This is a genomic window from Cellvibrio zantedeschiae (assembly GCF_014652535.1).
Lineage (GTDB): Bacteria > Pseudomonadota > Gammaproteobacteria > Pseudomonadales > Cellvibrionaceae > Cellvibrio > Cellvibrio zantedeschiae.
In genome coordinates, this window is the sequence record NZ_BMYZ01000001.1 from 2,058,959 (window position 1) to 2,071,654 (window position 12,696).

Below are 12,696 nucleotides of genomic sequence, written 5' to 3' on the forward strand. Positions count from 1 at the left end.
AAACGAATATCCCCCGCACAAAAAACTGCACGAGGGATAAATTCGATGAGGTCAGATTAAGCGGCTACTGTATTTCCGCCGGCCTCAGCATTGGCGGCCACAGACGAAGTGACCTGAGTAAGCTTATCTTGCGCTGCACTATTTCCGATAGGAATACTACGAGGCTTCATAGCTTCTGGAATAATTCGCTGCAGATCTATATGCAACAAACCATTTTCATAGTTGGCTGATTGCACTTGGACATGATCAGCTAATTGAAAACGACGTTCAAAACTGCGTGCAGCAATACCTTGGTGCAGATAAGTACGAGCTTGCTCTTCTGTACCTTTATTAGCAGAAACAGTTAAATGATTTTGATTCACTTCAATATTAATTTCCGAGCGATCAAACCCAGCCACTGCCATAGTGATGCGATATTTATCTTCGCCCGTTAATTCAATATTGTAAGGAGGATAGCTTGGCTGATTTTGTTCAGCACGATTTAAACTATCAAGAATGTTGGCCATACGATCAAAGCCAATAGCAGAACGATACAGCGGAGAAAAATCAAAATTACGCATAAACATATCCTCAATTCTGAGCAATATAAAAAATGACTTATCGCAATGATCAAGTCGTTAGTTTTTTGCAACTCCCTGATGAGCAGCTGCCAGATAGATATGTAGCCTGCCTAAAACATTTCAAGGTAATAATTAAAAAATAATTACTCTCTAACTTGGAGTGCCGATTCCGGTGCACCAAGGCTTTAAAAATCGCACCAAAAGCAGACGGATCACGAATTTAGCAGCACCACATTTGCTCCCATTCGCTTATTACCTAAAAAACTTAAGGAACTATGTAGAGATTAAAATGTTATTAAGATAAGTGAATTTAATCTTGATATTTGTTATCAAAGAGTCAATATTGAAACCGAGGGTCGGGAGTTTTACCGGCTTCCCTAAATGTAAAAGCCGGAAAATTGAATCTGCCCTCTAACATAAACGTTAAGGAGCTTTATGATGAAACCTGCTGTCGACGTTCTCTATCGTGATTTGGATTTCTCTGCTTCACTCAACGAAGTTATTACAAAAAAACTTGAAAAACTAAACCGCTTCTCCGATCAAATTATGCACAGCCGTGTGGTTCTTGACACCCCCCACAACCACAAACACAAAGGCAAACAATTCCGCGCCTCTATTGAAATAGATATCAAAGGCCATCCTATAGCCGTTACACAGGACAACGAATCGATTCATCTTGCCGTGCGCGATGCGTTTAATAGCGCCGAACGTAAAGTTAAACAAATCACAGCACGTCAAAGAACGCTGCAATAGGCAGCTCCCCGGCACTTACAAGTGCCTATAAAAAAAGCCGGAACCTCTTGCGAGATCCCGGCTTTTTTAACACCGTCACAAATTATTCTTTAGCTAACTGCGCGGACATAATGTCAATCAAACGGTTGAAGTTGGACAAGGAATTCATGTGTGCATAAATGAGTTCCAAACCATCTTTCTTAAACAAATCCAACGCCTCTTCATCGCTAATCGCTTTTAGATTTTCACGCTTCACAACAAAAAAGCCACCCAAATTCAACTTAACTTCTTCCTTTGCTTTGAAGGAAATGTTAGCCGACATAGGTTCTAACAAACCTAACTCATGTAATTTCTTGCTAAAGTTGCGCGTTAAAGGCGCGTGAGACTGATAGTCCTGTTGGAAAGCAATAATATCATTCAACAGATCTGAGTTGCTGCCGTCATCATTAAACAAACGCTCACCGCGGCTACCATCTTTAACGACTGCCTTACTGTCTTCATCCAAACAAAGGGTCATCATTTCTGCACCCTCTGCACCGCCCAAAATGAACGGATAACGGCGAATAAAAGCGGGCACATAGCGAGTGATTAAGATATTTTTATCGTTAAGCAGCAGATTTTGGTCGTCTTTTAACCCCATAACAGCGAGAGGGAGATATTCACCCTCTACACCGGTCTTGGAGAAGATAATCGGAAATTCAGCTGCTGCTGAGGAGATTTCGCTGGCGAGAAGAGGAACAGAATTTAAGTGGCTGACAAATGCATGGTCTTCAACGCTTATAGACCACTTGGCGTGCTTTTCAGATAAAGGTTGGATGTTGTCGTAAATCATTAATTGCTTTGACACGGGGATACCTCTTGTTATTGTGACGCACAGAGCGCTCTGGAAAAATTAGGTGCTTCAAAAATGAAAATGCATGGTAGCACTTTGATTGATGAGTGCCACTAGCTGGGAATTAAATTCGTTAGAACAAATAATGCGAAAATTTCGGGCAATAAAAAAGGCGCTTATAAAAGCGCCTTCTCATAAATATGGTCGGAACGGCGGGATTTGAACCCACGACCCCCACACCCCCAGTATGGTGCGCTACCGAGCTGCGCTACGCTCCGAGTGTAAACCTTTTGCTATTTATCACATGCGCAGCATAAACAATGCCTATGCTGCGAGGGACGGGCATAATACCTTAATTCATTGGGATTGCAACAAACTATTAGGATTAATCCGACGGGAATTTATGGGGCTTTTTAGCGCGACTTTAACACCTTTAAAACCTGTTCCAACTCGCCAATCATTTGATTGACCAATTGCGAAAATTGGTTGATATCGGTCTGCGAAGTTTCGCTGCTCATTTGCAAACGAGCGCCGCCAATCGTGAAACCTTGATCGTAGAGCAATGAGCGAATCTGGCGAATCGTCATTACGTCCTGACGCTGGTAATAGCGGCGGTTACCGCGGCGTTTAACGGGCTTTAATTGGGGGAACTCCTGCTCCCAATAGCGCAGCACGTGCGGCTTAACCGCACACAACTCACTGACTTCACCAATAGTGAAATAGCGCTTCCCGGGTATGACCGGGAGTTCGTCGTTATGACTGGGTTCCAACATAAGCTTCTACTCGAGCCTTAAGTTTTTGTCCGGGACGGAAGGTTACTACCCTGCGCGCGCTGATTGGTATTTCTTCGCCAGTTTTCGGGTTACGACCCGGGCGCTGGCTTTTATCGCGCAGTTCAAAGTTACCAAATCCGGATAACTTAACCTGTTCATTATTTTCAAGCGCGTGGCGAATCTCCTCAAAGAAGAGTTCGACCAGCTCCTTGGCTTCACGTTTGTTTAAACCTAAATCTTCATACAGCTTTTCAGCTAAATCCGCTTTGGTTAAAGCACCATCCGACATAGTTATTTTTCCTATTAAGGGCTGTCATAGGGCTATCTTAGGGTGGCAGCGAAATTAGCCTCCAAAGATTTAATAACCGCATCTATGGAAGCATTAACTTCATCCTCGTTAAGAGTGCGTGATGGATGCTGAAAGGTCAAGCCCAAAGCAACACTTTTTCTATGTGGATCAATGCCTTTGCCCATATATACGTCAAACACCTTTAAGTCCGTCACATGCTCGCCTGCGGCCGCAGATACAGTATCCATCAGGGTTTTAGCTGCCACTTGACGATCAATCAGGATCGCCAGATCACGGCGCACCTCGGGGAAGCGCGACAGGCTTGAGAATGCTGGCACCCTCGCCTGGGTAACCGCAGACAGCTTCAACTCAAACAAGAAGACGTTTTTAGGAATATCCAACTGTTGCTGTAAGGTTGGATGCAAAGCACCCACATAGCCTTGTAGTTCGCCGTTAAGATATATGGCTGCAGTTTGGCCGGGGTGCAAAGCGGAATGCTCACCCGCCTGGAAGCTAAAGTCTTTGGCATTGCCAGTAACTGCCAAAACAGATTCAAGGTCGCCTTTGATATCAAAGAAATCTACCGCTTCCGCGACGTTTGACCAAGCTTCTGGCAAGCGACTGCCGTAAATTAAACCGGCCAACATAGCTTCTTGCTGCAAACCATCAACACCGCCCTTCTCGCTCGGTACAAAACGCAACCCAGTTTCAAATAGGCGAACACGCTCTTGCTGACGGTTGAGGTTGTTACGCAGGACGGTAACCAAACCGGGCAGCAAGCTGGTCCGCATGGCTGCCAAATCTGCACTAATGGGATTGCGGAGCACTACTGGCTCGCACTTTGGATCAAACAAAGCAGAAAGTTTTGGCTCAATAAAGCTGAATGTAATCGCCTCTTGATAACCGCGAGCAACCAACTGGCGACGCACAGCTGAAACGCCAAGAACAGCTTCTGGGCGTTCATCGATTTGGATAGGTGTAGCCAAAGCGCGGGTTGGCAAACGGTTGTAGCCATATACACGAGCCAACTCTTCAAGCAAGTCGGCCTCAATGGAAATATCAAAACGGTAGCTTGGGACATTGAAAGTCCAGCCGTCAGCGTTTTGAGAAACCAAACTTAAACCAAGACGGGTAAGGATATCTACCACCTCGTCATCCGCCATCTCCAAGCTTAAGCCACTGACAATACGGGCTTTGCGTAGAGTTACTTGACGCTCTTGCGGCAAATGATCGTTGGTCACATGGGTCAAGGGGCCTGCTTCACCACCGACAATCTCAAGCAACAATGCAGTTGCGCGCTCGATAGCTTCCACCTGCAGGTTGTAATCTACACCACGCTCAAAACGATGTGAGGAGTCAGTATGCAAACCATAAGAGCGGGCACGACCTGCAACTGCTAATGGATTGAAAAAAGCGCTTTCAAGAAAAATATCGCGGGTTTCAGTCGTAACTGAACTTGGTTTACCACCAAATACGCCGGCAATTGCCAATGCGCCCTGCTGATCGGCAATCACCATAGTATCGGCATTGAGCTTAACCTCTTGGCCATCCAGCAATGTCAACGCCTCATCTTGTTTGGCCAAGCGAACATCAATACCACCAGACAGTTTTGACAAGTCAAAGGCATGCATAGGTTGGCCTAATTCGACCAGCACATAGTTAGTTACATCCACTACCGCGTCAATGCTACGCAGACCGGCGCGAACGAGCTTATCTTGTAACCAAGCAGGGCTCGGTTTGGTGATATCGATATTGCGGATCACACGGCCAACATAACGGCTGCACGCGGCACCCGCAGAAAGCTTTACTGGGAAAGTATCGGCAATAGTTGCTGTAATTGGATCGATTGCTGGCGACTGCACAGGCGCGCGGAACAGTACACCGACTTCACGAGCGATACCTTTAACACTCAGGCAATCGCTACGATTGGGAGTTAAATCTACTTCGATAAGCTTGTCATTAAGGTTCAAATAGTTTCGAATATCTGCACCTACAGGAGCGTCAGCAGCCAATTCCCATAAGCCAGTATCGTCATCACCTGCTTTTAATTCGGTTTGACCACAAAGCATGCCGAATGATTCAACACCGCGAAGCTTGGCCTTTTTGATCTGAAAGTCGCCTGGCAATTCAGCACCAATAGTAGCAAATGGGATTTTGATACCTACACGCGCATTAGCCGCGCCGCACACCACTTGGGTTGGGCCATCAGGCAGACCGGCAACTTGGGTTACACGCAACTTGTCAGCATCGGGATGCTGCTCACAAGCTACAATTTCACCCACGATTACACCGGTAAAATCGCCGGCGACTGATTCGATCGCATCTACTTCCAAACCCGCCATGGTGAGCTGGGCTACTAATTCGTCGGTGCCAACCGCAGGATTTACCCACTCGCGCAACCAGGATTCACTTACTTTCATATCGTCTATTCCGTAGGTCGAGCGAGCAAAACTCTAGCCCGACATTGTTCTGGTACCGAATTAGGCCTCGCCCAATCCAACCTGCATACAAATTAGAATTGCTTTAAGAACCGCAGATCATTCTCAAAGAACAAGCGCAAATCGTTTACACCGTAACGCAACATCGCCAAGCGTTCCACGCCCATACCGAACGCAAAGCCGGTGTAGGTTTCCGGGTCAACACCGCTCGCCTTGAAAACTTCCGGATGAACCATGCCGCAACCACCAACTTCCAACCAACCGCTGTTTTTACACATACGGCAGCCTTTACCACGACACTGGGTGCACTGGATATCCATTTCAGCCGAAGGCTCGGTGAATGGGAAATAAGAAGGACGGAAACGCACAGGTACATCGGCTTCAAAGAAGGTTTTGAGGAATTGATCCATAGTGCCTTTCAAATCGGCGAAGCTGATGTCTTTATCTACAACCAATCCTTCTACCTGATGAAACATCGGTGAGTGAGTTACATCAGAATCGCAACGGTAAACACGGCCAGGGCAAATCACACGAATCGGTGGCGTTTTGTTTTCCATGGTACGCACTTGCACGGGCGATGTGTGCGTACGCAACACGTGAGTGTCATCCACATAAAAAGTATCGTGCATTGCACGCGCAGGGTGATGCGATGGAATATTGAGTGCTTCGAAGTTGTGGTAGTCGTCTTCAATCTCCGGACCGACTTCTACGGTGTAACCCACCGCAGAGAAAATATCTTCGATGCGTTGCAAGGTGCGCGTTACTGGATGTAAACCGCCAGTGTGTTGGCCGCGACCTGGCAGCGTTACATCGACAACTTCACCGGCGAGTTTTGCGGCAATAGCAGCTTGCTCAAGCGTTGATTTGCGAACATCTAATGCAGCTTGCACAGCATCTTTCGCTTTATTAATTTCTGCACCAGCAGCCGGACGCTCTTCCGGCGATAACTTGCCGAGAGTTTTCATGAGTGCCGTAATGCTGCCGTTCTTGCCCAGATAATCAACACGCACAGCATCGAGCGCAGCCAAGTCTTGAGCATTGGCAACTAATTTGAGCGCTTCTTCAGTAAGCGCAGCGAGATTTTCCATCTGCTATTCCAGTTATTAAGATTTTTGTGATTCGTATTCTTGGGCAATTGATTGGTGATTTTCTACAACACAATCAATCACGCTCACTAGTAACTTTTGCGCAAACACAGGATCAAGGCCATAGGCTTTTGCAAGCTCGCCGATTCTGGCCAATTGAATGGCTTCGCGCTCAATATCTTTTGCTGGCAATCCGTGCTGAGCTTTGTAGTGTCCGACTTTAGCCGTCACCTTAAAACGTTCTGCGAACATCGCCATTATGGCGTTATCAATGTTGTCGATGCTCTTTCTTAGCTCGTCCAGATTTTCAAAACTATTCATTTTGAATTCTCACTTCGCCTGATAGACGCCGCTCCTGCGCGTCCTGCGCCCGCGGCATACCGTACATCCTGTACATAAAAAAGGGGAGGAACCGAAGCTCCTCCCCTTTCATCGCGTTCACAGCGGTGTTAATTGCTTAACACCTGAAGTCGTTGGACGATTAAGCAGCCAGAGCTGATTTAGCCTTCGCAACAACAGCAGCAAATGCTGTTTTATCATGCACAGCCAAATCGGCCAACACACGACGATCCAATACGATGTTGGCTTTTTTCAGGCCAGCAATCAATTGGCTGTACGTCAAGCCTTCAGCACGAGACTGAGCATTGATACGAGTAATCCACAAAGCGCGGAAGTTACGCTTCTTAACGCGACGATCACGGTAAGCGTACTGACCAGCTTTGATAACAGCTTGCTTGGCAACACGGAATGTACGCGAACGTGCACCGTAATAACCTTTAGCTGCTTTTAATACTTTCTTGTGACGACGACGCGCCTCTACACCACGTTTTACACGAGCCATTTTCTAAACCTCTATTTGATTACTAATGAAGCCATTAAATGGCACGGAACATACGCTTAACACGTGGTACATCAGTCGCATCAATGATGCTGGTACCGCGCAATTGGCGCTTACGTTTAGTAGTCATTTTGGTCAAGATGTGACTCTTGTTTGCGTGCTTGAACTTGTAGCCAGCAGCGGTTTTTTTGAAGCGCTTAGACGCTCCGCTATGTACTTTAGCTTTGGTTGCCATGGGGTAAAACTCCACACATATAGATAAACATAATAAATAATCAAGGCAGCTAAAAGCCCGACTATTTTCTCTTTTTAGGGGCGATCACCATAGTCAATTGCTTACCTTCCATCTTGGCAGCTTGCTCTACGGTACCCAACTCGAGCAGGTCTTTCTCGATGCGTTGCATCATTTCCATCCCCAACTCTTGGTGGGCGAGTTCACGGCCACGGAACTTTAAGGTTACCTTGGCCTTGTCCCCATCCCCCAGGAAACGTATCAAGGCTTTTAATTTCACCTGATAGTCACCTTCTTCCGTCCCTGGACGAAATTTCATTTCTTTAATTTGCTGTTGCTTTTGTTTCTTCTTAGCAGCAGCTTTGGTCTTTTTGATCTCAAACAGATGTTTGCCGTAATCCATAATCTTACAGACTATAGGATCGCTATCAGCAACGATCTCCACTAAATCCAGAGTGGCCGCTTGTGCCTGAGCCAGTGCATCACTCAATGCAACAATACCGACTTGTTCGCCTTCGGCATTAATTAAACGAACTTGTTTAGCTTCGATCTGATCGTTGATCCGCGCTTTCTTGGAATTTCCTTTAGCAGCGGGGGCGTTATCTCGTTTGATAGTTGTATCTCCAAATAATTAATAAAAACGAATCTTACTGGCTCATTTACTCTGCAGGCTTTTCTTCGGCAGAAAGCTCTTTTTTAAGGAGCAAGAATTCGGCCTCGACGCGCTATATCGGCGGTCAAGTGCTCGATGAAGGCTTCCAGATTCATTACACCCAAGTCTTTTCCGTCCCTTGTGCGAACTGCTACAGAGTTATTTTCAACCTCTTTGTCGCCAATGACGAGCAGGTAGGGAACCCGCTGAATTGTGTGCTCGCGGATTTTAAAGCCGATCTTCTCATTTCTCAAGTCCGAAATGGCGCGGAAGCCCTTATCACGCAAGGTTTTTTCCACTTTTCTGACAAAATCGGCCTGATTATCAGTGATATTCGCAACTACGGCCTGAACTGGTGATAACCAGACCGGGAATGAACCCTCGTAGTGTTCGATCAAAATCCCGAGGAAACGCTCGAAAGAACCAAGGATTGCACGGTGCAACATAACCGGACGTTTACGGGCGTTATCTTCCGCCACGTACTCAGCATCCAAGCGCTCAGGCAAGACATAATCCAGCTGGATTGTGCCGCACTGCCATGAACGGCCAAGGGCATCTTTGATTTGGTATTCGATCTTGGGACCGTAGAAAGCGCCCTCGCCCGGCAATTCTTCCCATTCCAAACCAGCAGCGCGCAAAGCAGTACGCAGACCGTTTTCGGCCTTTTCCCAAGTCTCTAGAGTACCGGCGTATTTTTCAGGGCGCAGCGATAGCTTCACAGCAATATCAGTAAAACCAAAATCGTCGTAAACCTCTTTCAACATAGTGTTAAACGCTGATACCTCTGCTTCAACCATGTCTTCAGTACAGAAAATATGGGCATCGTCCTGCACGAATCCACGTACACGCATGATGCCGTGTAGAGCACCAGATGCCTCGTTGCGGTGACATGAACCGAATTCCGCCAAACGCAAGGGCAAATCTTTGTGTGAGCGCAAGCCGTGATTAAAGATCTGGATGTGACCCGGGCAGTTCATGGGCTTAACCGCAAAATCGCGTTTTTCCGATTCGGTAGTGAACATGTTGTCGCGGTAGTTTTCCCAGTGGCCGGATTTCTCCCACAGGGTGCGATCCATAATCAGCGGAGTTTTAACCTCGTCATAACCCCAGTCGATTTGCTTGGCGCGCATGTATTGCTCGATTTGTTGCCACAAAGTCCAACCTTTTGGATGCCAGAACACCATACCCGGTGCTTCATCTTGCAGGTGAAACAAATCAAACTTCTTCGCCAGTTTGCGGTGATCACGCTTGGCAGCCTCTTCCAACAGATTCAAATAAGCCGCTAATTGCTTTTTATCGGCAAAGGCAGTGCCGTAAATGCGTTGCAACATTTTGTTGTTGGAATCGCCACGCCAGTAGGCACCTGAAGTGCGCATCAATTTAAAATTCAGGCAGAAACGCATGTTAGGCACGTGCGGACCACGGCACATGTCTACGTATTCTTCGTGGTGATAGAGACCCGGCGTTGCATCTTTAGGAATGTCGCGATCCAGAATCTCCAGTTTGTAGCTCTCTCCACGCGCAGTGAAAACATCATAGGCTTCTTGCCAAGTCGCTTTTTGTTTCACCACGTCATATTCGGTTTTAGCTAATTCGATCATGCGCGTTTCAATCGCAGCCAGATCTTCATCCGTAAGCTTTTGCTCGATGTCGATGTCGTAATAAAAGCCATTATCAATCGTTGGGCCAATGGCCATTTTCACATTGGGGAACAATTGTTTGATGGCATGGCCGAGCAAATGCGCACAGGAGTGGCGAATAATCTCAAGACCATCTTCGTCTTTAGGGGTGAAAATCACCAAATCTGCATCTTCACTGATGAGATCGTGAGCATCCACACGTTGACCATTGACGCGGCCGCCCAGAGTTACCTTGGCCAAACCAGGGCCAATATCAGCAGCAACTTGGTACACGGACACGGGAGCATCGAATTGACGTTTGGAACCGTCGGGGAGAGTAATAATAGGCATTTCGTAACCCTTTTCAGTGGTGACCCCTACCAAAGGTCACTTGATAATAGAAATTCTCACAGATCAAGGTGCTAGGCATTAGGTCGTTAAACCCAACCATAAAAATGCTCATTTATTACAATAAACTGCGCTTTTTCTGGCTGGCTTTGCCTACTACTGCCGTCGCTGTGCCACATTCATAATGGGCTACCTTAAGCGAAAACATAAAACTGCTATTTAAAGCAGGTCGGCGAGTATAAAAAGTGGAGGCGTTGATAGCCAGTAAAATTTTATTTCTTCGGAAAACTGTAACAATTCCGTGTCGCGGTTATCTAATACTCAAGGCGACTCTTATGGTAATCTGCGCGCAACTTAAGGTTGAGCCAGAATAATGACAACTTCGCCACCATCCACCTATATGGACAACATGGACGAGCAAGCATTTATCACTGCATTGATTGCCGGAGATGACCGCGCTTTTTGTGAAATCATCACTCGCTTTCAACATACAATGTTGAGCATCGCGCGCGCTATTTGCGGGGATACGTTTGCCGACGATGTTGTGCAAGATGCCTGGGTTGCCATTCACAACAATATTGGCAAGTTTGAGCAGCGCTCATCGCTTAAAACCTGGGTAATAACGATTGTAAGCAATGAAGCCAAAGCACGTTTGCGCCGCGAATCGCGCAGGATATCCTTGGAAGAGCTGGATGGCGAAGCGCCCGGAAGTTATTTGGACGGCAATAATTTTAAAAGTGATGGACATTGGCAATCTGCAACACCTATGTGGAATTGTGAGTCACCTGAAGAATTATTGGAAGAAAAACAATTGCAACATTGCATCAATAAAACCCTGAACTTATTGCCGCCTGCGCAAAAAGCAGCGTTTATGTTGCGTGATATAGAGCAACAATCATTTGAAGAAATTTGTGAGATTTTGCAAGTCAGCGCCGCAAATGTTCGCGTACTTGTTCACCGCGCTCGCTTGACGCTTATGCAAGTGATAGACCGTTATCAGGAGACTGGCTCATGTTGAAATTCAAGCTACTGACATGCCAGCAAGTTGCCAGCTTGGCTAGCGACTATCTTGATAATTGTGTTGATGGGAAACTCAATTTCAAAATTCGTGTGCATTTGATGATGTGTGCCAACTGTCGCCGCTTTGTTAAGCATTTAAAACTTACCAAAGAAGTTGCGCCTAAATTTATTAACGAGCAACAACCAGTAAACGCAGAAGCAATTTTGCAACGGATAAAACAAAAAAAATTATAGCTCCAACTCATCCAGCTCAATTAAGGTAATTTGGTTCCTGCCATTGGCTTTGGATTGATAAAGCGCGTTATCAACCTGACGATAAATAAATGCTGGCGATTTAGGCTGCGTGCAAATACCAAAACCACAGGAAATTGTCACGCAATCATAAGGAGGGTTGGCCTTATGTGGAATTGCCAACTGCTCAACTGCACTGCGAATATTATTGATAAACGTAATAACATCCTCACGGGTGCGACTGTGATACTGCAAGAAAAATTCTTCACCGCCCACGCGATAACCTGAATCCGATGTTCGCTGTAAATGCTCGCGAATAACCTTGCCGATATTACGCAACACATCATCACCAGCAGCGTGTCCGTAGGTATCATTAAATAATTTGAAATGATCGAGATCGAAGAGCGCTATTCCCACTACAGATTGCGGGCTCGCCGCCACACTTAAGGATGAAAAATGGCGTTCGAATTTATTGCGGTTGAGCAAACCGGTTAAGGTATCAATGTGGCTGTACGTAATAGCTGTTACGTCGGTGAAAATCCAGATTCTTGATTGCCCTAAATCCTGATCCTGAAAAGAAACGCTCCGCCGCCGGAACACGCGCCCATCGCGCAAACGAATTTCATCTTCAAGCGATTGGGACGTTTGATGCAAGGATTCTATGATGCGCAGAAAACCGTCGGGGTCGACCAACTGCGACAAGGCGTATTGCATAATCGCCCTTCCCTCATCGTCAAGATGAGTATCCAGCGGAATATTCCACAACTCACGAAAACGGGTATTGGTATAAATCATTTGACGGTTATTACCGACAATCAAAATGCCATCGGGTAATGCGTCGAGCACGTTTTTAAGTAGCTCTACATTAAGGAGCTTGTAATCCATGTTGTTGCCTGATGTTTCTAATTAGAAGGCCACGATTAGCGTAAGTCGATCTTGCTGTCAGGTGGTTTTTTCTTAATGGATCATTATCGTTTGTTGTATAGTTTTGAACATAACACAAGCTTACACTGCCTATATTTTATACTACCCAAATAATGACCAGCT

The 12,696-nt window shown here is 46.2% G+C and carries 15 protein-coding genes and 1 tRNA gene; 3 read left to right on the forward strand and 13 right to left on the reverse strand.

Going from position 1 to position 12,696, the window contains the following annotated elements:
* Positions 1–56 precede the first annotated feature (56 nt).
* Positions 57–560, reverse strand: a complete 504-nt coding sequence (locus IE104_RS09130; RefSeq protein WP_189417681.1) for an Hsp20 family protein — start codon at positions 558–560, stop codon at positions 57–59.
* 435 nt (positions 561–995) lie between these two features.
* Between IE104_RS09130 and IE104_RS09135 the strand changes: the two genes are divergently transcribed.
* A complete protein-coding gene (locus IE104_RS09135; protein WP_229837751.1) occupies positions 996–1,313 on the forward strand; it encodes an HPF/RaiA family ribosome-associated protein in 318 nt (105 codons plus the stop codon).
* 82 nt (positions 1,314–1,395) lie between these two features.
* Here the strand turns inward: IE104_RS09135 and IE104_RS09140 are convergent, their stop codons facing one another.
* The 11 genes from IE104_RS09140 to thrS all read right to left on the reverse strand — a co-directional run bounded on the left by IE104_RS09140 (position 1,396) and on the right by thrS (position 10,401).
* Positions 1,396–2,139 carry a SapC family protein gene (locus IE104_RS09140; protein ID WP_189417683.1) on the reverse strand — a complete coding sequence of 248 codons (744 nt, stop codon included), beginning with the start codon at positions 2,137–2,139 and terminating at the stop codon, positions 1,396–1,398.
* A 186-nt stretch (positions 2,140–2,325) separates the two neighbouring features.
* A tRNA-Pro gene (locus IE104_RS09145) sits at positions 2,326–2,402 on the reverse strand.
* Between the two features lie 135 nt (positions 2,403–2,537).
* Complete coding sequence (locus IE104_RS09150) at positions 2,538–2,897, reverse strand: MerR family transcriptional regulator (RefSeq protein ID WP_189417684.1); 360 nt, start codon at positions 2,895–2,897, stop codon at positions 2,538–2,540.
* Positions 2,878–3,186 (reverse strand): integration host factor subunit alpha, encoded by a 309-nt coding sequence (gene ihfA / locus IE104_RS09155; protein WP_189417686.1) that lies wholly within the window; start codon positions 3,184–3,186, stop codon positions 2,878–2,880. Before ihfA ends, IE104_RS09150 begins: the two co-directional genes overlap by 20 nt.
* 32 nt (positions 3,187–3,218) lie before the next feature.
* Positions 3,219–5,606 carry a phenylalanine--tRNA ligase subunit beta gene (gene pheT, locus IE104_RS09160; protein ID WP_189417687.1) on the reverse strand — a complete coding sequence of 796 codons (2,388 nt, stop codon included), beginning with the start codon at positions 5,604–5,606 and terminating at the stop codon, positions 3,219–3,221.
* Positions 5,607–5,698: 92 nt separating this feature from the next.
* Entirely contained in the window at positions 5,699–6,712 is a 1,014-nt protein-coding gene (gene pheS, locus IE104_RS09165) for a phenylalanine--tRNA ligase subunit alpha (RefSeq protein WP_189417689.1), read from the reverse strand.
* A 15-nt stretch (positions 6,713–6,727) separates the two neighbouring features.
* Positions 6,728–7,030 (reverse strand): chorismate mutase, encoded by a 303-nt coding sequence (locus IE104_RS09170; protein ID WP_189417691.1) that lies wholly within the window; start codon positions 7,028–7,030, stop codon positions 6,728–6,730.
* A gap of 160 nt (positions 7,031–7,190) precedes the next feature.
* A complete protein-coding gene (gene rplT / locus IE104_RS09175; protein ID WP_189417693.1) occupies positions 7,191–7,550 on the reverse strand; it encodes a 50S ribosomal protein L20 in 360 nt (119 codons plus the stop codon).
* 34 nt (positions 7,551–7,584) lie between these two features.
* A complete protein-coding gene (gene rpmI / locus IE104_RS09180; protein ID WP_189417695.1) occupies positions 7,585–7,782 on the reverse strand; it encodes a 50S ribosomal protein L35 in 198 nt (65 codons plus the stop codon).
* 61 nt (positions 7,783–7,843) lie between these two features.
* Positions 7,844–8,392, reverse strand: coding sequence for a translation initiation factor IF-3 (gene infC / locus IE104_RS09185; RefSeq protein WP_189418407.1), 549 nt, complete (start codon positions 8,390–8,392; stop codon positions 7,844–7,846).
* 83 nt (positions 8,393–8,475) lie between these two features.
* The gene (gene thrS, locus IE104_RS09190) at positions 8,476–10,401 is read right to left on the reverse strand and encodes a threonine--tRNA ligase (protein WP_189417696.1); all 1,926 of its coding nucleotides are present in this window, start codon (positions 10,399–10,401) and stop codon (positions 8,476–8,478) included.
* Positions 10,402–10,771: 370 nt separating this feature from the next.
* Here thrS and IE104_RS09195 point away from each other — a divergent pair, with 370 nt between their 5' ends.
* Together IE104_RS09195 and IE104_RS09200 are read left to right on the forward strand one after the other, a co-directional pair.
* The gene (locus IE104_RS09195) at positions 10,772–11,416 is read left to right on the forward strand and encodes an RNA polymerase sigma factor (RefSeq protein WP_229837752.1); all 645 of its coding nucleotides are present in this window, start codon (positions 10,772–10,774) and stop codon (positions 11,414–11,416) included.
* The gene (locus tag IE104_RS09200; RefSeq protein ID WP_189417698.1) at positions 11,410–11,652 is read left to right on the forward strand and encodes a zf-HC2 domain-containing protein; all 243 of its coding nucleotides are present in this window, start codon (positions 11,410–11,412) and stop codon (positions 11,650–11,652) included. Before IE104_RS09195 ends, IE104_RS09200 begins: the two co-directional genes overlap by 7 nt.
* On the opposite strand, the gene IE104_RS09205 is transcribed toward IE104_RS09200, so the two are convergent.
* Positions 11,647–12,534: a sensor domain-containing diguanylate cyclase gene (locus IE104_RS09205; protein WP_189417700.1), complete on the reverse strand. Its 888-nt coding sequence runs from the start codon at positions 12,532–12,534 to the stop codon at positions 11,647–11,649. The genes IE104_RS09200 and IE104_RS09205 overlap by 6 nt on opposite strands.
* Positions 12,535–12,696 lie beyond the last annotated feature (162 nt).

Excerpts from the sequence above, each read along its gene's own strand:
- IE104_RS09130 (WP_189417681.1), bottom strand. The coding sequence starts at position 560 with ATGCGTAATTTTGATTTTTCTCCGCTGTATCGTTCTGCTATTGGCTTT.
- IE104_RS09135 (WP_229837751.1), top strand. The coding sequence starts at position 996 with ATGATGAAACCTGCTGTCGACGTTCTCTATCGTGATTTGGATTTCTCT.
- IE104_RS09150 (WP_189417684.1), bottom strand. The coding sequence starts at position 2,897 with ATGTTGGAACCCAGTCATAACGACGAACTCCCGGTCATACCCGGGAAG.
- ihfA (WP_189417686.1), bottom strand. The coding sequence starts at position 3,186 with ATGTCGGATGGTGCTTTAACCAAAGCGGATTTAGCTGAAAAGCTGTAT.
- pheT (WP_189417687.1), bottom strand. The coding sequence starts at position 5,606 with ATGAAAGTAAGTGAATCCTGGTTGCGCGAGTGGGTAAATCCTGCGGTT.
- pheS (WP_189417689.1), bottom strand. The coding sequence starts at position 6,712 with ATGGAAAATCTCGCTGCGCTTACTGAAGAAGCGCTCAAATTAGTTGCC.
- IE104_RS09170 (WP_189417691.1), bottom strand. The coding sequence starts at position 7,030 with ATGAATAGTTTTGAAAATCTGGACGAGCTAAGAAAGAGCATCGACAAC.
- rplT (WP_189417693.1), bottom strand. The coding sequence starts at position 7,550 with ATGGCTCGTGTAAAACGTGGTGTAGAGGCGCGTCGTCGTCACAAGAAA.
- rpmI (WP_189417695.1), bottom strand. The coding sequence starts at position 7,782 with ATGGCAACCAAAGCTAAAGTACATAGCGGAGCGTCTAAGCGCTTCAAA.
- thrS (WP_189417696.1), bottom strand. The coding sequence starts at position 10,401 with ATGCCTATTATTACTCTCCCCGACGGTTCCAAACGTCAATTCGATGCT.
- IE104_RS09195 (WP_229837752.1), top strand. The coding sequence starts at position 10,772 with ATGACAACTTCGCCACCATCCACCTATATGGACAACATGGACGAGCAA.
- IE104_RS09200 (WP_189417698.1), top strand. The coding sequence starts at position 11,410 with ATGTTGAAATTCAAGCTACTGACATGCCAGCAAGTTGCCAGCTTGGCT.
- IE104_RS09205 (WP_189417700.1), bottom strand. The coding sequence starts at position 12,534 with ATGGATTACAAGCTCCTTAATGTAGAGCTACTTAAAAACGTGCTCGAC.